Source organism: Mycoplasmopsis caviae, assembly GCF_024498215.1.
Taxonomy (GTDB): domain Bacteria; phylum Bacillota_I; class Bacilli_A; order Mycoplasmatales; family Metamycoplasmataceae; genus Mycoplasmopsis; species Mycoplasmopsis caviae.
The window spans coordinates 840306-862401 of sequence record NZ_CP101806.1 but is presented as its reverse complement, the minus strand read 5'-3'; the positions used below and the strand labels follow the sequence as shown (position 1 = coordinate 862401).

Genomic DNA, 22096 nt, shown 5'->3' with positions numbered 1-22096 from the left:
ATACACATAACATTAAATTTATATAAAAAAGATAATAATAAAACAACAAGTAGATATTTATATCGAAAGGAATTTATGACTAAAAGTAAAAAGATATTTTGATCACTAGCCCCGTTAGCAGCTTTTAGTGCACTTACACCAATATTAATAAGTGCAAGTTGCGGCAAAAAAGGGCGTACAATTGAAGGTGTTGATCAATTAAAAGGACAAAGAGTTTGAAGTGCGGCAAATGCAGATTTTTCAGGTGACTCATTTATAAATGATATGTCTGCAATTTACGGTGGATTTTTAGGTGAATTAAGAGAAGAAACTGGTGCATACTTGCTTATGGCAAGAACATTTGGAGTACCTAAGATTGAAACAAAAAAAGAAGATGGCAAAAAGTACATTATTGAACCATCATATTGAAAATATTCACTTGAATATGCCGATGCTGTTGTTGTAACTAAAAGTGACAACACTGAGGAAGTTTTTGATAAAGATGATGCTGAGCTAAAACAAAGTGCAGAAAACCCGGCTGACCAAACAAAAGGAACTCCTGCTCATTATAATTTTGCAAACTATAAAGCAACTTCGAATAATGAAAGAAGTATTAATAGTAAAAAGTTCGAGGAGGCATTAAAAGGCGCAAAGAAAGTACAACTTCGTATAAGAAAAGATGTTAAATGAATAGATGCTTATGGTAAACAAACAAAATATAATGTTGTTGCTGAAGACTTCTTTATTTCTTGAATAAGAACGCACACTCTTTCAAGAGGTTCACGTGGTAATTATCTAAAAGGTACAACACTTGAAAACAAAGTTACTGAACTTGATAAATATGAAACAGAAATGCTTTCAGAAGGAACGAAGAATTTCACTGATGGATTAAGATATCCAAATGAATATATTTACGCTCTATTTGGAATTGACAGCAGTAAATTTTCTAAGAAAGATGATTTTATTAGCAAAAAAGATGGTAGAGAATTTCTTAACTTTCATCCACTTGCAAATAAGACTGACATTTTAAGTTTTAAGGATTTAGTGGACTATTTTGCAACAGCTAAGGACTTCCTTGCTGCACCATCTCAATATATTAAAGAAACATTAAAAGAACCAAGATTCACAGCTAAAAATGGTAAACGTGGTGAGGGTGCAAAAGCATCATTATTAAATGCATTATCACAATTGCCAGAAGATAACTTATTAAGACTTGCTGGAGTTTACACATATGGTCAAAATGAATCAGAACTTCTTTATGCTGGACGATACTTTTCAGGTGGATACTATCCAGAGGCGCAAGAATACAGATATTACAAGAACAGGTTTCATTTTGACAAAGATTTTGTTGAATCAGAGACAAATGTTGCTATGGCTGTAACAAAATACTACAAAACATCACGTGATATTTTCATAGATCAAACATTTAATGAATATAGAAAAGGCAATTCATTTAGATTCTCATTTAAAGACTTACTTAGTTCTCAACAAGCGGATGTTCGAGCAAACCCTGAAGAGTATGGCTTAACATATCAACAATCGCTGAATAGAAGTTCTGGTGCATTTAGATTATTAACAAGTGTAATTCCTTATGCAAAAGGCGCAAATGATAAAGCAACAGATATGTTTTTGAATGAACATGCAGCCAAATTGTTCTATGGTTTGTCAGCTGAGCAAGTTTTAAATGGAACAAAAGATGAAGAAACAAATGAACAACTATACGAAAATATGTTATCAGGTAGATCTGTATCATTTAGATCGTTATTAAGTGCTGCTATAAACTGAAATGCTGTTGCAAACACCCTATCAAGCAACAATGATAGACCATGACTAGCTAATGTTGCTCCTCATAGTTCAATTGGTGGAACTGATCAAGAATCAAATACTAAAAAAAGACCTATTGATTACTATGAAGATTTAAATACTCTTTACACAGTTGATGAGAATGGTAATATTACAAACACAATAAAACCATCTGATAATGCTAATATTGCAACAACAGCAACAACAACTGCTGATAAATATAAATCAGCTAAGTTTAAAGAAATTCAAGAAGCAATCAAAAAGATACTAGATGAATATCAAGAAAAATTGTCTTCTGAACAAAAAAATGGATTTAAGGTTGAATGAATTGTTCCACATAGATGAGCAAACTGAAGACCAGGTAAAATGGAAAGTGTGTTTAGCAACGTTCAATCTCTTATTAAAAGCATTGATCCAAGATTGGTTCCAACTTATAGGAGATATGAGACTACGGAGAAGTCTCAATGAATTAATGCACTATTTGGTGGGTCAATAGCTAGAATAATTTCATGAGGATATGATGTTGATAGTATTGGTTCAGGTCTTGATGGTGTGTCAAACAGTGGTTTCTTAAGTGTAATGTTAGCAATTGCAACAAACACAAAATTAGAAAATAAATTAAAAACTGCTTTTCCTACTCTTGTTGAAGCGTCAAAAAAACTATTGGAATTTGCAAAAGATACCAAAAATGACTACAAATTTGGTTTCAAACTTGATGACTTCAATAAAATTCCTACTGCTTATTCATTTGATCTAGGCGAAAAGTTACATCACTTAAAATATGATGAAACAGACAAAAAATTTGTTCTTGATGAAACAGCAAACTACACAATGTCTTCAAGTATATCAGCAGAATTCTTTATTTCATATGTTAAAAAGAATACAAATGAAACAGTTATAAGACTTGCAAAAGAAATAGCTAACTATTTAGGAATTCAAGTTGATGAAAGAAAGACAATTTCAAATGAAAACCTTGAACCAACATTAGTAAACAAAAACTATAACGTTCCTTTTGTTGCCGATAACAACTTGTGATTAGCAGATATAAGTGTTAAGAAATAAAATAATGTAAATTACTTAAATTACAATGATTAAGTATATTTTTAAGAGAATAGCTTTTGCTATTCTCACATTATTTATTATTATTATATTTTCTTACTCAATTATAATTGCTTTTCAACAAAACCCTTATCGTATTGCTGCAGGACAAGAAGGCTTAAGCACCTTTGAAAGGGCTCAAAGACTTAGAGATGCAGATGAATTTGATAAAATTCCTGGAATTGTTAAGTTATTTGGTTACTTAGGAGACATTCTCAAATTCGAATATGGAAAAGTTTATACATATAAATCTGAATATGAAACAATTCCTGAAATGTTTTTTGATCCACTTAAGTGAACTATTTTAATTTCACTACCTGCCTTTATTATTAGTGCAATTTTAGGCACCACAATTGGTATTTTAGCTGGCTACAAAAGAGGTACAATTTGAGATTCGTTAATTAATGTCTTTGTTTTCATTTTTATAGCAGTGCCATCATTTGTTTTAGCACCATTCTTTATTAACATATTTAACAAAATGGGCTTTGGTCGTTCATTTATATCACCATATGAATTAGGTGGTTCATGAGCCAAAACAATTAAGTCAATTATTGCACCTATATCACTATTGTCATTTGGTTCTCTAGCTGTTTACACACTTTATTCAAGAAACCAAGTTATTACTGTATTAACATCAAACTATGTTTTAATTGCTAAAACTAAAGGTTTGAGCGGTTCACAAATTTTCTTTAAATATGTTTTTAGAAACATATCAATTCCATTAGCTGCTATTATTATTCCTTCATATATTACACTATTAAGCGGAAGTATTATTATTGAAAGATTCTGGTTAGTTAAAGGTACCTCAGACTTAATTATTAATGCATTTCCTAATGGAGAAACAAACATTGTAATGTTTAATATCTTATTCTTTACTACTTTATCATTATTTACCGATGTTCTTGTTGATGTAACATTTACACTAATTGATCCAAGAATTAAGTATTCAAAAGGTGGTGGAATTAACTGATTTGAAGTTATTAAAGCTAAGAAAGCTCGTATTAAGGCTGAAAAAGAATTATTTAAGCAACAAGATCAAGAATTATTAGCAAAAGGAGAAGCATAAAATTATGGAACAAAAAACTTTTAACAAAAAGTACAACATTCCACAAGATTTAATTGAAAAAATTAAGTTTGCTGACAAAGAAAAAAAGTCAACCAACATTGTTGGTAAACCAAAGGTTTTATTCTATGAAATTTGCAAACGATTTTTCAAAAACCCAGTTGTACTAATTGCTTTTGCAGTTTTTATAACACTAATATTAACTGGAATTATTGTAACTTTAACTTCTCCATATTCAGCTACTGGCAAAATATTTAAAGACGGGAATGAACTAACATCAAATTTACCACCACTTTTTAGTCCAATTGTAACTAATGCAGACAACTTTATCACATATGAAAGAATGGTTGCATGAAACAATACTATTTCATTTAGGCCACTTGATCAATATCTAAGTGATATTAAAGCAGATTATGATACACAATTATTAACTTATAATGCATATAGTTTCTGAAAAGCTAACTATATTTACACTCATGCAATATCAAAAGGAAGTAGTATAAGTGCTTCAGATATTCAACAAATTGTTAACTCAATGCCAACATTGAAAACATACTTTGGAACAACATTTAAAGAAGTTGATATTTGAACATCAGTATGATTTGGTGCATTAAGTTCAATCAAAATTGCACTAATTGTTGCTACTATTGAAGTTGTTATTGGTGTTGCAGTTGGTGCTATACTCGGCTTCCATGCTGGAAAATGAATTGATACAGTTATGATGAGAGTGATTGAAATTTTTCAAGCACCACCATCAGTTATCTGATTACTTTTATTTATTTCAGCTGCTGGTACAAGTGAAGGTATATTAATTTTAGGCTTACTTTTTGTTGGATGAACCTGGCCAATTCGAGCAACTAGAATGTTTATTATTACTGTTAAAGATGAAGAATACATTACGGCTGCTAAAAGTGTTGGTGCCTCAACAACAAGACAAATATTTTTACACGCATTACCAGCAATTTTAGGTAAAATTGCTATGAACTATGTTCGTAGAATTCCAGCAATAATTCTTTCAATTGCATCGCTTGCATTTTTAGGTTTCTATAACAAAGATACAGACATAAACCTAGGTAAGTTTATTAATGATAACATTATCGACTCAAGAACAAATGTATGATTGATGTGACTTCCAACCTTAATCTTATTAACACTTTCAGTAAGTTTACAATTTATTGCTATTGGTCTTCATGATGCACTAGATCCAAGAGTAATTAAAGTAAAAGGATAAAATATGACTTTTGAAAAAGAAACAAGTAATATTCAAGAAAACTCAACAAAAAATGACTTACTTTTAAAAGTAAGAAATTTAAGAGTTGACTTTAAGGTCGGAAGAGGCAAGTATTTAAGAATTGTTAGAGGTATTGACTTAGATATCTACAAAGGTCAAATTGTTGGACTAGTAGGCGAAAGTGGTAGTGGTAAAACAGTTACATCGAAGTCACTAATTAATGTTAATGAAGGTGCTACAACAAAAGCAGAAATAATGGAAATTGACAATATTGATTTAACTAAATTTAAAAAAGAACGTCAATGACAATCAATTAGAGGTAAATACATAGGATATATTCCTCAAGATCCACTAACAAGTTTAAATCCAACCAGAAAAATTGGTCTTCAACTTTTAGATGCACTTAACTTAAACAATGATTGAAAAGGCAAGAGTTATAAAGACAAGAGAACCTATTTGGTAGGTCTTTTGGACAAATTTGGTATTAGAAATGCAGAACAAGTTTTTGATCGTTATCCACATACATTAAGTGGTGGTATGAAGCAACGTATTGTTATTACAATGGTAGTTGCTCTTAAACCTAGCTTAATTATTGCCGATGAACCTACAACAGCTTTAGACCCAACAGTTCAGGCTTCTGTTCTTGCATTATTTGAAAAAATTCGCCAAGAAATGAACATTTCAATTATTCTAATATCACACAACATTTCAGTTGTTGCTAAATTCTGTGACTTTATCTATGTAATGTATGCAGGTAAAATTGTAGAAAAAGGAACTAGAAAAGAAATCTTTACTGACCCAAGACATCCTTATACATGAGCACTAATTTCAGCCATTCCAGAAAATTCTCAATCAAGACTTTATTCAATTAAAGGTGCCCCACCAGATATGGCTAACCTACCGCTAGGTGATCCTTTTGCTCCACGTAATGATTATGCACTTGAAATTGACTTCTATAAAGAACCACCGCTTATTGAAGTTACTTCAACTCACTCAGCTGCCACATGACTACTGCACCCTGATAGTCCGAAAGTTGAAAAACCAGAAGAGCTTAAATTTAGAATAGAAAGCTTTAGAAAGGTATTTAAAGATGAATAAAAATATTGTTTTAGATATTAAAGGTCTCAAAAAATACTTTACTAATAGTGGAATTACTAACAAAGCTGCAGATGATATAACTTTCAGTCTACATGAAGGTGAAATAGTTGGACTTATAGGCGAAAGCGGTAGTGGTAAAACAACAGTTGGTCGATCGCTTTTAAGACTTTATGATGACTTCAATGGTTTTGTTACATTAGATGGCAAAATTGTTAGTGGTTCAAGAATTTCAAATAAGCAAAGGAAACATTTGAGAAGAAATATTCAAATGATTTTCCAAGATCCACATGCTGCACTTAACGGTCAAAAGAACATTTATTCAACACTTAAGGAACCACTAGTTGTTAATGGAATTACAAAAGAACGAATAAACGACATCTTTAAAGATTGATATGACATTAAAGAAAACTTTCACTATACCTTTAAACAAAGAGCACTAGAACTTGAATTAAGTAATCTTGAGTCAATTACTCTTTTAGCACAAAAATTCTTCCCATATTGAATTGAGAAGTTTAAAAAAATTCACTATGATAGTGAATTGGACCTAGAAGATAATTTCAACAATTTCTTTAACTATTTAGAAGAAAAACAAAATATGGAAAGCGAAATTGTTGATAATATGTATTCAAACACCGATAATCTTATTAGTTTTTTCTATGAAAAGCAAAAAGATTATCGAAATCAGAACTTAGATTTTGCTGAAACTGGTTTGATTAATGCAAAAGAAAGATATGAAAGAGTCTTACAATTAACAAAAATATCTCAAAAGCAATATGAAGCAAAAAATAAGCTTACTCAAAAGAAAAATGAACTTAAGGAATTAATTAAAGTTCAAAACGAAAAGAGTAACGATAACAGAAACACTTTTAAAAATTTTATAGCCGAATATAAAAGTGAGTCAAGAATTTGTCGTGTAGCAAGACTAACATCATATGACTTAGATTTTTACTTATTTAACTATAAAAATGAGTTAATCAACAAAAAAATATCTAAAATTATTAGCAAAATTAAAAAGGAATTAACTCATTTATCATATGCTCAAATTAGCGAACTTATTGAGAATTTAAAACAATATTCAAAAGAATTTTTTGAACAATATTTAACACCAATTAAGTATCAACGAAAAGTTATAAAACTTGTGGAGAAAACAATAAGTGAGAAATTCAATTTTAGTTATGATAAATTTGTAAGCATTGATAAAAGTGAAGAAGAAGCGTTTGCTACTGCTGTTGCAAAATTAAAAGAAGAAATTGTTCAATTAAAATTTATAATTAAGTCTGCACAAGAACCATCAAAAACTCAAGAAGACTTAGAAAAGGCTAAAAAATCATTAGATTTAGCACAAGAAGTTCATGATTATGAATTAGCTAAATACATTGAAAAAAACAAGTCTGTTATTGCTCAAATTCAAGACAAGATTAAGCAACAAAGCGACCAATATCACTCGCTTGTTTCACAGCAATCAATAGCTGATAGTGAATTTACAAGAGTTAAAGATATTTTCTTTGATGAACTAAGAAAATTAATTTTAGCTGCAAAAGCTGACAAGACTAAATACAAAGAGCTTGTTAAGTTAAAAAATATCTATAAAACAAAAATTGCTGACAAATTAAATACACTTAAGTCATTCCATATTGAAGTTAAATATCTTAAAAAAGATATTAATGATATTAATAAATTACTTGGTATTAAAAATTCCAAAATGCTTGCGGTTTTTGGAAATAAATTTGGTAAATTTATCCAAAAACACTTTGCAAAATACTACTATCGTTCATCAATTTCAAACTTGTTAACTAAAACAACAATTTACAAAGCTCTTGAGGATGTTGGTTTACTTAAACAATTTGCATATCGTTATCCACATGAATTTTCAGGTGGTCAAAGACAAAGAATTGTCATTGCTCGAGCATTAATTAGTGAACCTAAAGTTATTGTTGCTGATGAACCAATTGCCTCATTAGACATCTCAATTCAAGCCCAAGTTGTTAACTTACTCAAAGACTTATGTGAAAAGAAGAACATAGGTATGATTTTCATTGCACATGACTTATCAATGGTTGAATATATAGCTGATAGAGTGCAAATTATGCACCTTGGCAAGATTGTGGAAAGTGGAAGTACAGAATCTGTTTATAATCGTCCAATGCATCCTTATACAATTAACTTATTTAAAGCTGTGCCTAAGATTTCTAATGCCAGTGAAAAATTTGAAAATGTTAGTTTTGAACTTGATTATCTTAAGGAACAAGTTTATCCAAATGTTCCTCAACTTTACAAAGTTGAAAGTGACCATTATCTTTATGGAACTATGACGCAAATTGAAGAATGAATTAAACCTTTTGGTATTAATAATTTCAACCTTGCAACAAGTAAGCAAACTGATGAAGAGTATGATTCACAAATTGATCATAAGCCATATGATGGTCGTGATGATGTCCCCTCAAATATTGAATATACTGATGAGATCAAAATTGATGAAGAAACCAGTGAAATCAAAATATCATCAAATTTTGATTTCACAAAACCAGGCTTAAGTGAAAGTGATAAAACTAAACCTGAAGTCAAAGAGACTAAAAAGAAAAGTGTTTCTAGAAAGACTTAAAGTGCTAAAAAAACAATAAAAAAATAAATTTTGTTAAAATTTCACTAATATGAATCCAGCAAGAGAATATTTTAAAGAAGCTTTTGGATGAAAGAAAATACTTCACTTCACAATTGTTTTATTATTATCCATAATAGCAGGTATTTCACTTTATTTTTACCGCCGCAGTTATAAAAGTGAGATTCCATATAAATCTAATGTTAGCGACACGCTACTAGTAATTGGTGCAATTAATTTAGCTTATTCAACTATTGTTATACTGTTTAGCTTAGGTTTTGGAACAACTTTTTTCAAAAGTATAAGAAACAATTCACTCACAAGAGCAAAAAATGAATTAGAAAGTGAAAAAAGAAAACCAAGCAGTGAAGAACAAAGAGCAAAAATTCGTATTTTAGAAAAAGAAATTAAAATTAAAAGCGAAAAGATTGAACAATGCGAAAATAAAAAAATCAATCGTTTTATATATTATTTAATGCTTGTGATAGGTACAATTTTTCTTATTTCAAGCAGCATAGTAGCGTACATTAATTAAATGCACAATTTGTGCATTTTAATTTATCAATACCAATAAGAATGATAATTATAATATAATTAAATAAACCTTTAAAAGGAGTAAAAATGGCAAATTTATACAACACTAAAAGAGATGAAAAAATATTATTAAAAGCTTATTTTGAAGTAAGCAAAAACAACGAGGTCAAAATTGACCAAATTAACTGTAAAACAGGTGCAATCACTGAATTTTTTGTTCAAAAAACAGCTTACATTTTTTTAGATAAAAAGTTTAAGACATATGATCAATTAATTGAATTAATTGACACTAAAATAGTAACTAGTTCAAGAGATTACCAAATAGATTTAGAAAGTTTTGTGACAGATGAAATTACTAGAAAAGAAGTTCTTAAAGCATTCTATTCAAGAGTAATTTTTTACTCATATAACTTGTTTAATAAGAAGAAAGAAGAAACGAAGAAAAATGAATTCACATTCTTATTGAAAGACGACTCACTTAAAGACTTAGCTAACAAATTTGAAATAATCGCAACAAATAGAAATTTAGCAAGAAATCTCCAAGTAATGCCTGAAAACTTTTGTAACTCCGAACAATTAGCACAATATATTGTTGATGATTTCAAAAATATAGATGGTTTAAAAGTAAGTGTTTTAAATAAAAAAGACATAGAAAAATTAAATATGGGTTTATTGCTTTCGGTTAACAAAGGTTCTACACATGAACCACGTGTTGTAGTTATTGAATACAATGGAGATAGTAAAAGCAAAGATAAAATTGTTTATGTTGGCAAGGGTATAACATTTGATACTGGCGGTATGAATACAAAAGGTTATCATATGGAAGGTATGAAATTTGATATGTCAGGTAGTGTCATTGTTGCATATACAATTAAAACACTAGCACAATTAAAGGCTAAGAAAAATGTTGCAGCAGTTATGTGTATAACTGATAATAGACAAGACGGAGATGCTTCACTTCCTGAAAATGTTTATGAGTCAATGAGTGGAATTAGTGTCGAAGTAACTGATACTGATGCAGAAGGGAGACTTGTTTTAGCTGATGGTCTTTATTATGGTGCAAAAGTCCTTAAAGCAACAACATTAGTTGATGTAGCAACACTAACAGGTGCAATTGTTAGAGCATTAGGCTCAAGTTACTCAGGTATTTATTCAACTTGCGAAAACAATTGAGAAATATTCAACAAGGCAGCGAATATTGCAAAGGAAAAAGTATGAAGAATGCCACTTCATAAAGACTTTCATGAACCTAATACTGCATCAATAGTTGCAGACTTAAACAATTACAATAATGATGAAAAATCAGATTGTAATACAGCAGCTATGTTCTTAAAAGAATTTACAAATAATGTTCCATACATTCACTGTGATGTAGCTGGAACAGCAGACATTAAAGGGAAGCCACAAGGTGTCTTAATAGATACTCTTGTTGAATTTGCTTTATTGAAATAAAATTCAAAAATGACCAAAACACCTATAAAACAAGTGTTTTGGTCATTTTATAAAACTTTTGATAACTCACTGACAATGTTCTCAATAGGCTTCATATCGCTTTTAGTAACGTCTCATTAAAATCCATATTATCATTCCTCATTTAGGATATTATTGTCTCATAATAGTTCATAAATATGTGCTTTTCCAATGTGTCTACAAGAGTTAGTTGCAAGACTGCTATATTTATTTCAATTAGCATTTTTAAAAATTGAATCAAGTTTTTTAACAACATTGATGTCGCTTGTATTATAAACAATTGCTATTCCGCTTCCATATTTAACATCTTTAAATGAGCCAACAACCGAATTACTTTTAAAAAATGTAGATGATAGATAGTAGTTAGCTTTTTTCTCATGAATTCATTTCTTACCACATTCTCTATTTTTTGCAGTTGATACAGTGTAGAGTGAAACAAATTTTTCAAAAGGGTTATTTTCTTTTAAACTATATCAACTAAAGTCATTTTTATTTTCGATTTTATGCTTTCTTGATCAAATTTGAAAAACACATTTAACATCCGCATCATTTCCATCGGGTGTGTAGAAAGATTTTTGTGGCAATTGCTTACTATACAATAAATTAAATTCTTTATTAATTCTATATTTAATTGAGCCCTTTCCTTTGCTTTCAAAAAACATTGGAAGTATAAAACAAATAAAGTCAGCTTCCTTAGAATGCTGAATAAATTCAAGTGCTAAAACACCACGGTGTCCAAACGGTGGATTTCCAATAACAATTGTAGGTTGATTAGGAAATTTGTATTGTAAGAAATCACTTTTTATTACATCATTTCTTTTTGGTTCAATATCAATTCCTATTTTTTTATCTTTTGGAAGCAAATCAAAAAAACAACTTTCACCTACAGAAGGTTCAATTCATACATATTTATTTATGTCTTCATATTTTGAAATAATATCAATTGCATCCTTATAAAGTTCTGATGCAATTTGTGATTTAGTAAAATACTGGTCTAAAATATTTTTTTGGTTTATAACCATTTTTCTACCATTAACATATTTGTATTTGCTTTCAAAATTATTCATTTTAATTTATCTTCCTTAACTTATTATTATTTTATATTTATTTGCTTGTTTTTACTAAAAAAATTAAAAATTTTAATTTGAATAGAATCAGTAATTAGCCATAAATCATATTAGTGAAAAAACTAGGTCATATAACCAACTTTTTTCACTAAAATATAACAAAAGAAGCAAAAAAGAATATTTTAACTGAAAAAAATTGGTCAAATGACCATATTTTTTCACTTTAATATGCAAACAAGTATAATTATTTTGAGGTAACTTATGGAAATTAAAAGAGATTTTTACTTAAATAAATTGATTCAAATGAAACGTGATAAACTTGTCAAAATAATAACTGGACCAAGAAGGGTTGGAAAAAGTTATTTGCTTTTCAATTTATTCTATAAGCACTTGTTAAATGCAGGTATTAGTGAGGAACAAATAATTAGAATTTCATTGGATTCAATAGAGAGCCTTCATTTGAGAGATGGGACAGCATTATTTAATTATGTGATTAGTTTAATAAAAAATAAAGATGAGCAATACTATCTTTTATTAGATGAAATTCAAAATGTCTCAAACTTTATTGATGTCTTAAATGGTTTTATGCAACGAGAGAATATTGATATTTATGTAACAGGAAGCAACTCAAAATTACTTTCAAGTGATATAGCAACTGAATTTGCATCAAGAGGAGAGGAAGTAAGATTATATCCTTTAAGTTTTCAGGAATTTAAAAGTATAAATAAAGATAAATCTAATGATGAGTTATGAAGAGAATACTGCCAATTTGGCTCAATGCCTATGACAGCTTTATATCAAGAAATTGCTAGAAAAGAGGACTATCTACAAAACCTCTTTAATAACACATATTTAAATGATGTTGTATTAAGATACAAAATCAAAAATAAGGAATATCTTAGAGAGATAATTAAATTTTTAGCTCAAAATATTGGATCACTAATTAATACTAATAAAATTTTTAATTATTTCAAAAGTTTAAAAAAATCAGACATAAGTTACAATACCATAAGTAAATATCTAGATTATTTTTGTGATGCCTTTATTGTTGATCAAGTTAGTAGGCAAAGTGTAAAAAGTTATGAAATTTTTAAAAGTCTAAATAAGTATTACTTTGTTGAATTAGGAATTAGAAATCAATTATGTGGCCTTGTTTCAAGTGATGAAGGCCACATTATGGAAAATGTAATATCACTCGAATTAAAGAGAAGAGGTTTTAATGTTTCAATTGGTTCATTAGAAAAGAGAGAATATAACGAGAAAGGTGAATATATAAGAAAAGAATTTGAGATTGATTTTGTTGCAAATAAATCAGGTCAAATCATTTATATTCAATGTTGCTTGCAACTTAATGAGAATAATGAGGCAAGAGAGAAAAAACCACTCAAATTGCTAAAAACTGCGAATAGAAGAATAATAATTACAAAAGATGCTTTTGTTTATAAAAGAGATAATTATGGAATCGAAACTATTAACCTGTTTGATTTTCTGTTAGATGACAATATTTTCTAAAACAACTATAAAACAATTGTTTTAGAAAAAAAGCGTAATGTAGAAAATTTATAATTTTAATGCAAATGTGCATATTTTAGGTATCTGTTATACTCATTTTGCATTTTGCTTATATGCTTATGTTTTCATAGTTTTTGATCTCATTGTTAAATTATTGAACTTAAATAGCTAAATAAATAATAAAATATTATTAACTAATTATAAGGAGAAATATGAAACGTACAATTTTAGTTGTTATTGATGGTTTAGGATTACGTGATGAAAAACAAGGGAATGGTTTCAAATTAGCTAAAACCCCTACCTTTGATAAATTATTTAAAGAATATCCAAACTCAATTATTCAAGCAAGTGGAGAATACGTAGGTTTACCAAAAGGTCAAATGGGTAATTCAGAAGTAGGACACTTAAACATTGGAGCAGGAACTGTTGTTTACACAGGTTTAAGTTTAATTAATAAAGCATTAAAAGATGGTAAATTTGAAAAAAATAAAACCTTTAATGAAGTTTTTGCTGATGTAAAAGCAAAAGACTCAACACTTCACTTAATGGGTTTACTTAGTCCTGGTGGTGTTCACTCACTTGAAGATCACTTATTTAAATTAATTGATATGGCACATACATATGGACTTAAAAAAGTTTCAGTTCATGCATTTGGTGATGGTCGTGATGTAGCACCAAAAAGTATCTTAGATTCACTTAAAAAATTACAAGCACAAGTTGACAAATATGGCTATAAAATAGCCTCAATTGGTGGAAGATTCTATGGAATGGATCGAGATAAAATGTTTGATAGAGTTGAAAAACACTATGAAGCATTATTAGGTAATTCAACAAGTACATATACATCAGTTATTGACTATGTTAATAAACAATATGCTGAAAATGTAACAGATGAGTTTTTTGTACCAGCAATTGATAAGAGTGCTCACTTTATTAAAGATAATGATTCAATTATCTTCTTTAACTTCCGTCCTGATAGAGCAAGACAGTTAACACATTTATTTATTGGTTCAAAACTTTATGATAACAAACCAAAACACCCAGTTAAAATTTCTAAATATTGCTCAATGATGAAATATGAAGGAATAAGCACACTTGTTGCATTTGAAGAAATGGAAGTAAGTATGCCTATTGGTCGTGTTTTGGAAAAAGCAGGAAAAAGCCAATTACGTGTTGCTGAAACCCAAAAATATGCTCACGTTACTTACTTTATGGATGGTGGAAATGATATTGAATTTAAAAACTCAAAACGTATCATGGTTCCATCATTAAAGGTTGAATCATATGCTGATGCTCCACATATGTCTGCTGAAGGTATTGTAGATGAATTAATTAAAAATGTTTTAGATTATGATATTACAATTATGAACTTTGCAAACCCTGATATGGTTGGTCACACTGGAAACCTAAAATCAACTATTGAAGCTGTTACATTCCTTGATTCTCAAATTAAAAGATTATGAGACTGAGCTGCTAAAAATGATGTAACAATTTTCATTACTGCCGATCATGGTAATGCAGAAATCACAGAGGATGAAAAAGGTAAGCCGGCAACAAAACACACAAGCAGTCCTGTAATGCTTATTTGTACTGATAAAAGTGTTAAACTTGCAGATGGTAAATTAGCAAATATTGCTCCAACAGTTCTAGATTACATTGGTGTTAAACAACCAAAAGAAATGGATGAAAAATCATTGCTAATTAAATCATGCGATTGTAAATGTGCCAAAAGTTGTGGATGTTAGTAATATAAATTAATGCCATTATTTGGCATTTTTTTATACTTTAAGCTATCATGTATAAGACTTAAAACAAATTAAACTTATTTGACAATTGTAAAATCTTGAATTTACTAAAATCACTATAAAATAGTTAGTTTAGTAAAAATGAGATTTATTAAATGTGTTATAATGGAGTACTTCTTTCAATTGTCAAACGAGATAATTAAAATGCTAAATTATTTATAAAATTCACACTAATTAAATGAATATTAAAGATTTTTTAAAATCTAAATTAAATTTATAATTAATGTATGAGTAATGAAAAATTAATTAAAAGAGTTTGTTTTAGTGATGTTGATGGAACAATTTATGGATTTCCAAACAAAGAATTAAAACAAGATGTTGTCGATTCTGTTAAAGATGCAGAAGAAAGATATAACCTTGAATTTATTATTGCAACAGGGAATCCAGCGAATGAAAAAATCAAAAAATTAGCTAAAACTATGGGTTCAAGATACATAATAACAGCTGGTGGAGCTGGTGTTTATGACATGAAAAAAGATGAATATATTCACCTCGAATTAATTGATAAAAGTGAAGCCAAAAAAATATTTGACTTATCTTCTAAAAATCCTGATTTTGTTCATTTATATTACTTTGGAAAAAAACAATATTACCTTTATAATGCATCAGTTGAAATGGAAGAATTTTTAACAAAATTTAGTGAGTATGATGCATGAGATAAAAGTGGAATTATCAATGATGATATACACAAAATTGAATTATTTGGAACTGTTGAAGAAGTTAAGAAAGCATATGAGAAACTTAAAAAATTAAATTTAAAACTTAATGTTATTTTCTTTGGATCTCATATTGAAATCACACCTAATAATGTTGATAAAGGTTATGGACTACGATGAATTTGCAATAACATTTTTAAATGTGATCCAAATTATGTTATGTCTATTGGCGATAGTGAAAATGATGTAGCAATGCTTGAAGCAGCTGGGTATTCATATGCTATGGATAATGCTAAAAAAGTAGCAAAAGATGCTGCTAAATTTTATACAAGTGATGTCAACCAAAACGGGTTAGGTGAAGCAATAAATGATTATATTTTTAGAACTCATTTATTACTTGAAAAACAAGAATTAAAAAACAAATTAGACAGCCAAAAAAAGCGTGGTAAGTATTAAAATAGGCTATTTTAAAGCCTGTTTTTTTAAATTTTCTCATTTTTCAAAAAATTATGTAAATAAAATAATTAATATATAATTCTATTAAGCAAATTATATAATTTGTCTTATTTTAATTAAAATAAAAATTTAAATAGAAAGGTAATAGGTTATTTATGAATTATTACAACGATTTTGATATGAATCAAACACCTAGCCCAAAATTCTGAAGACCGAACGAATGAAATGCATCATTAGTGCAGCCTAAAAAGTGATGATACTTTGGTGTAATTGGACCAATTATGGCATTAATGCTCATATTTGTTATTTTAGGGTCATATTTCCTTGCACAACCTGAAGATGGTTCAGGCAAGAAAATTGAAGCTTATGTTTGTTTAATTTTCTTTGGTTCATGAGGTTTCTTGATTACATTAATATTGATGATTTATTTCTTAGTATTATGAATAGGAAGAAGTGAGCAAGCATTTAAGACTGCGAAAGTATTCTTTATAATTTCGATAGTTATTTTTCCATTTATGCTAATTTGATGTTCAGTATTGAATGGAAGAATGGATCCACCTGAACCAGAAGAAGTGTTCAATCCTTATTCAGCTGCTAATGGCTATGGATTCAATCCTGCATGAGGTTCACAAACACGTACATTTGCTTTAACTGGACAATACACAGGTTCTTATTCTGCACAACCACAACCAGATCCATATGGTCCACAACAACCATTTGGCCAACAACCAAATCCACAAGCAACAGGTATGTTCAATGTTCCTCCAAGAGGACCACAACCACAACCACAACCACAACCAAATCCATATGGTCCACAACAACCAACTGGTATGTTTAATGCACAACCTCAACAACCATTTGGCCCACAACCAAATCCACAAGCAACAGGTATGTTCAATGTTCCTCCAAGAGGACCACAACCAAACCCATATGGTCCACAACAACCATCAGGTATGTTTAATACACAACCACAACAATCTTTTGGTCCACAACCAAATCCACAAGCAACAGGTATGTTCAATGTTCCTCCAAGAGGACCACAACCACAACCAAATCCATATGGTCCACAACAACCAACTGGTATGTTCAATGTTCCTCCAAGAGGACCACAACCTAACCCATACGGTCCACAACAACCAACTGGTATGTTCAATGTTCCTCCAAGAGGTCCACAATTCGGTCCACAACAACCTAACCCATACGGTCCACAACAATCATCAGGTATGTTCCCAGACCCAAACATGCAAAATCCTAATGGATTTAATCCACGTTAAATTTAACAAAATAAATAAAAATAATAAAAAACTTGCAGACGTGCAGGTTTTTTGTATTTACCTATAAAACAACCTTTTTGGTCAAATAAATTTACGTATTTTTGTAACATATTTTGTAACAGATAATTAATATTAATATTAATTATTAATATTAGTATAAAATTAAAATATTATGAGTTTTAATTTTAAATCAACTGAAATGCGTATTGCAGAAAAAACATTGAAAAAAATTAATCAATTTGAACCACTAATTTCTCGTTTAAGTGATGATGAACTTAAACAAAAAACACATCAATTTAAAACAAGACTTGCAGAGGGCGAAACGTTAGAAAGAATGAGACCTGAGGTTTTTGCGGTTTGTCGAGAAGCCACAAAAAGGGTTTTAGGTAAGAGACCTTTTGATGTGCAAATGATTGGTGGTGTTCTACTTGATTTAAGTTCAATTGCAGAAATGAAAACTGGTGAAGGTAAGACAATTACTTCTATTGCACCAGTTTATTTGAATGCTCTTGAAGGTAAAGGTGCAATTGTTTCAACAGTTAATGAATATCTTACTGAACGTGACGCAGAAGAAATGGGTCAAGTATTCAACTTTCTTGGCATGACAGTTGGTGTTAATAAAGCTCAAATGGATCCATATTTAAAAAGAAAAGCTTATGATTGTGATATAACATATTCAGTTCACTCAGAATTAGGTTTTGATTATTTACGTGATAATATGGCACAATCTCTTAGTGAAAAAGTTCAACGTGGTTTACACTTTTGCTTAATTGATGAGGCTGATTCAATTTTAATTGATGAGGCCAAGACACCTCTTATTATTTCAGGTGGTGGAAGTAGTGGACCAAACGGCAAGGTTTCTAATGCTAACATTTATTATGCAGCCGATCAATTTGTTCGAACACTAGATGAAAAGGATTATGAAATTGATGAAGAAACAAAAGCAATTTCATTAACTTCAAGTGGTATAGAAAAAGCAAATAAGTTCTTCAACTTTAAGAACCTTTATGACATTGAAAACTCTGAAATAGTTCACCGTGTTCAAAACGCCTTAAGAGCTCATAAAATAATGAGAGATAATGTTGAATATATTGTTAGAGATGGCAAAATTGAATTAGTTGATGCTTTTACAGGCCGTGTTATGGAAGGTAGATCATATTCTGAAGGTCTACAACAAGCAATACAAGCTAAAGAAATTGTCGAAATTGAATTTGAAACAAAAACATTAGCTACTATTACATATCAAAACTTTTTCCGTATGTTTGATAAACTTTGTGGAATGACAGGTACAGCAAAAACTGAAGAACAAGAGTTTATTGACATTTACAACATGCGTGTAAATGTTGTACCAACAAATAAGCCAGTAATTAGACAAGACTTAGATGATTCAATTTATGCATCATATGATGCAAAATGAAAAGCAGTTACTGAAAAAATTAAAGAACTTTATGAAAAAGGTCAACCTGTTTTAGTTGGTACGGCACAAATAGAAGATAGTGAAATACTTCACAAATATTTATATAATGCAAATATTCCACACACTGTCTTGAATGCTAAGCAAAATGCATCAGAAGCTGAAATTATTTCAAAGGCTGGACAAGTTAAATCAATTACAATTGCAACAAATATGGCTGGCCGTGGAACTGATATTAAACCAAGTAAAGAAGCACTTGAATTAGGTGGTCTCTATGTAATTGGCACCGATAGAGCAGAAAGTAGAAGAATTGACAACCAATTACGAGGTCGTAGTGGTCGTCAAGGTGATCCTGGTGTTTCTAAGTTTTATATTTCACTTGATGATCAATTGATGAGACGTTTTTCTAACTATGAAGAATTCAAGGAATCTTATGCATCAGAAGGCGACAAAGAAATAACTTCAAAAACACTTTTACATGGTTTTAAACAAGCTCAAAAGAAAATTGAGGGTTTTAACTATGATAGTCGTAAAAGTGTTCTTCATTATGATGATGTTATTAGACAGCAAAGAGACTTATTCTATGCACAACGTGACCTAATTTTGATTAATGAAGATGTTTCATTTATTGTTGAAAGAATGATAAAGAAAACAGCACAAATTTTAAGCAATTACCCTAATTTCAAAGAAAAAAATGGTTTATTTAAGCACCAAGTATTTACTGATTATATAAATAATGTTTTCTTAGGTCAAGGTACAAAAGAACGATTGATTTATGAAGAGGTTAAAAAGATTCATGATGCTGATATTAAAGACTTTTTAGCTGATAAATTGATTTCATTTTATAAGAAATGAAAATCAATTGCTGGCGAAAATGTACGAGAAGATTTTGAGTATATTGCCTGATATGAAAAAGATATTGTTTTAAGAATAATTGATAGTTATTGACAAAGTCATATTGATACAATGGATAAATTACGATCTAATGTAAACCTTGTTCAATACTCTCAAAAGAATCCTTATCAGGTTTATACTGATGAAGGTAGCAGGAAATTTGATCAAATGCTTGAAAACATAGCCTATGATGTAACAAAAACAATATTTGATGATCGATTAGGTGTTCCATCAATTATTCCACTTGAAGTTCAAGAAGATCCGCTATTTGATCAAATTCAAAACACAATTATTTTTAATGAAAATACTTCACCTGAAGACAAAGAAATACAACTTCTTGAAATGTATAATAATATTAAGAAACAAATTGATAGCAATAATGATAATTAGTTTATAATTTCATTGAGCCGACATTGAGGTTAAAACTTTAATGGCGAAAAAGTCCGCAGACGGACTTTTTATTTTGTAAAAATATGCAAAAAGTTGTCAAAACGTCCATTTTATAGTTTTTTTGATATATATAAATTATTTTTTAAATATAATAAAAATATGAATAACGCAAATAATGAACAGAACAAAAATGACAAGAGAGTTGAAGTTGAAATCAAGAGATCAAAGGTGAGACAATCATTTTTGCATTTTGGGACATTATATCGTGTTAAAAAACTTAGGGTTCAAGTGATCTTGAGTGTCTTAATTGGTTTAATTTTTGGGATTGGCCAATTTCTCTTAGTCCAAATAACAGGCCTTTATAATCTTGGGTTAGACGCGTTTTGTCAATCAGTAGCCAGAATTGCAAAGCATTTTATAATAAATGATAAGATTGCTAATATTGTCTATAATTCTTTATTTTGAATAATTAACTTGCTTGCTAATATTCCTTTATTTATATTGGGTTATAAAAAAATTAATAAACGTTTTGGTTTTCTAACAATAATATTTATGTCAACAGCCACAATTTTCGGTTTAATAATTGGTTATATACCAGGGAGCGATGGTTGATTTATATTTACACACATTAAAGCAGAAGAGTTAACATGAGAAAAAGCACAATTTAGTGATTTGACTATCTTTGTTTATGCAATGGTTTGAGCATTCTTGCAAGCAGGAATTGCAGCTGCACTATTGATAATTAGTTCAAGTACAGGTGGAAGCGATGTTCTTGGTGTTTATTGATCTCACAAAACATTTAAGGATGTGGGTGGTACATTTATATTTGTTCATTTAGCATTTTTAACAGTAGCAAATTTAATTGGTACATATATTCCATTAATAACTAAACCGACCGGTGGTTTTAAAGTAGACGCATTTAAGCCTGAATATTTCTTTAATCCATCATTTGTGGCTGGCATAATTATGGTTTTAATAAATGGTGTTGTCTTAAATGTTTTATTTCCAAAATATAAAATTGTTAAAGCTGAAATTTATTCTTCAAAGATTCCACAAATTCAAGACAAAATTAATACATTGACGAACGTTCGCTTTGCAACAAGTCACTTAAGTGTTAAAGGTGGTTATTCAGGTCAAGAACAGGAAGTATTATTAACAATGTGTTTATATTTAGATGCAGCTCTCTTACTTGAAATTGTGCGCGAGTTTGACCAAAATGCTTTATTTACAGTTACAGACCTTAAAAAAGCAGATGGATATTTCTATGTTTCTGTTGAAAATTATAAGAGTTTATTTACTAAAACACTTGAACGTAGAGAACGCAAAAACAAAGATAATAAACAAGAACAAAGCGACACTAACATTAATCAAAGTTCATTAGACTAAAAAAATCGGGTTATTCCCGATTTTTATTATTAAGTGAAATTATTTTTTGTCCTTGTAACTAATTGAATCTCTAACACGACCTGTTGTTTTGTGAATTAATACAGAACCACCACGTTTTTTTGCTATTTCATTTGCTAATTCAATTGCTTCTTTTTGGGTTTTAACAATTTTTGTTGGTCTTGAATTACCAACACCCTTAACTTGTCACCCTAAACCTTTTGGTGTTACATGGTAAATGGTTGCTTCTTTATTATTTTTTGACTCAGCCATAAATTATCCTTTCTTAAAATTAGTATTAAATAAATTATATGCTAAAAACAATATTATTAAAATTTTTTGCATTTAGCACATGAAATTAATTGCCTAA

General features: G+C 29.5%; 15 protein-coding genes. 13 read left to right on the top strand and 2 right to left on the bottom strand.

The window, feature by feature from the left end:
• The first annotated feature begins 75 nt into the window (after positions 1-75).
• The 7 genes from NPA07_RS04240 (at position 76) to NPA07_RS04210 (ending at position 10857) form a co-directional block, all read left to right on the top strand.
• Positions 76-2844, top strand: a complete 2769-nt coding sequence (locus NPA07_RS04240) for an OppA family ABC transporter substrate-binding lipoprotein (RefSeq protein ID WP_126118399.1) — start codon at positions 76-78, stop codon at positions 2842-2844.
• Positions 2845-2869: 25 nt separating this feature from the next.
• Positions 2870-3946, top strand: a complete 1077-nt coding sequence (locus tag NPA07_RS04235; RefSeq protein ID WP_126118400.1) for an ABC transporter permease — start codon at positions 2870-2872, stop codon at positions 3944-3946.
• A 4-nt stretch (positions 3947-3950) separates the two neighbouring features.
• A complete protein-coding gene (locus NPA07_RS04230) occupies positions 3951-5174 on the top strand; it encodes an ABC transporter permease (protein WP_126118401.1) in 1224 nt (407 codons plus the stop codon).
• Positions 5175-5177: 3 nt separating this feature from the next.
• Positions 5178-6272, top strand: coding sequence for an ABC transporter ATP-binding protein (locus NPA07_RS04225; protein ID WP_126118402.1), 1095 nt, complete (start codon positions 5178-5180; stop codon positions 6270-6272).
• The gene (locus NPA07_RS04220) at positions 6265-8874 is read left to right on the top strand and encodes an ATP-binding cassette domain-containing protein (protein ID WP_126118403.1); all 2610 of its coding nucleotides are present in this window, start codon (positions 6265-6267) and stop codon (positions 8872-8874) included. The genes NPA07_RS04225 and NPA07_RS04220 overlap by 8 nt, the downstream gene beginning before the upstream one ends.
• Positions 8875-8923: 49 nt before the next feature.
• A complete protein-coding gene (locus tag NPA07_RS04215; protein WP_126118404.1) occupies positions 8924-9406 on the top strand; it encodes a DUF3899 domain-containing protein in 483 nt (160 codons plus the stop codon).
• 86 nt (positions 9407-9492) lie between these two features.
• Positions 9493-10857: a M17 family metallopeptidase gene (locus tag NPA07_RS04210; RefSeq protein WP_126118405.1), complete on the top strand. Its 1365-nt coding sequence runs from the start codon at positions 9493-9495 to the stop codon at positions 10855-10857.
• A 128-nt stretch (positions 10858-10985) separates the two neighbouring features.
• Here NPA07_RS04210 and NPA07_RS04205 read toward each other — a convergent pair whose 3' ends face one another.
• Positions 10986-11942: an SAM-dependent methyltransferase gene (locus NPA07_RS04205; RefSeq protein WP_174705417.1), complete on the bottom strand. Its 957-nt coding sequence runs from the start codon at positions 11940-11942 to the stop codon at positions 10986-10988.
• 261 nt (positions 11943-12203) lie between these two features.
• On the opposite strand from NPA07_RS04205, the gene NPA07_RS04200 reads away from it, so the two are divergent.
• From NPA07_RS04200 to NPA07_RS04175, 6 genes are all read left to right on the top strand, one after another.
• Positions 12204-13454 (top strand): ATP-binding protein, encoded by a 1251-nt coding sequence (locus NPA07_RS04200; protein ID WP_126118406.1) that lies wholly within the window; start codon positions 12204-12206, stop codon positions 13452-13454.
• A gap of 212 nt (positions 13455-13666) precedes the next feature.
• Positions 13667-15199 carry a 2,3-bisphosphoglycerate-independent phosphoglycerate mutase gene (gene gpmI, locus NPA07_RS04195; protein WP_256553155.1) on the top strand — a complete coding sequence of 511 codons (1533 nt, stop codon included), beginning with the start codon at positions 13667-13669 and terminating at the stop codon, positions 15197-15199.
• A gap of 287 nt (positions 15200-15486) precedes the next feature.
• Positions 15487-16371: a Cof-type HAD-IIB family hydrolase gene (locus NPA07_RS04190; protein WP_126118407.1), complete on the top strand. Its 885-nt coding sequence runs from the start codon at positions 15487-15489 to the stop codon at positions 16369-16371.
• Between the two features lie 155 nt (positions 16372-16526).
• The gene (locus NPA07_RS04185) at positions 16527-17645 is read left to right on the top strand and encodes a hypothetical protein (protein WP_126118408.1); all 1119 of its coding nucleotides are present in this window, start codon (positions 16527-16529) and stop codon (positions 17643-17645) included.
• Between the two features lie 172 nt (positions 17646-17817).
• The gene (gene secA, locus NPA07_RS04180) at positions 17818-20343 is read left to right on the top strand and encodes a preprotein translocase subunit SecA (RefSeq protein ID WP_126118409.1); all 2526 of its coding nucleotides are present in this window, start codon (positions 17818-17820) and stop codon (positions 20341-20343) included.
• Between the two features lie 159 nt (positions 20344-20502).
• Positions 20503-21729 (top strand): DUF2179 domain-containing protein, encoded by a 1227-nt coding sequence (locus tag NPA07_RS04175; protein ID WP_126118410.1) that lies wholly within the window; start codon positions 20503-20505, stop codon positions 21727-21729.
• Positions 21730-21768: 39 nt separating this feature from the next.
• On the opposite strand, the gene NPA07_RS04170 is transcribed toward NPA07_RS04175, so the two are convergent.
• A complete protein-coding gene (locus NPA07_RS04170; RefSeq protein ID WP_126118411.1) occupies positions 21769-21999 on the bottom strand; it encodes a DUF2188 domain-containing protein in 231 nt (76 codons plus the stop codon).
• Between the last annotated feature and the right edge of the window lie 97 nt (positions 22000-22096).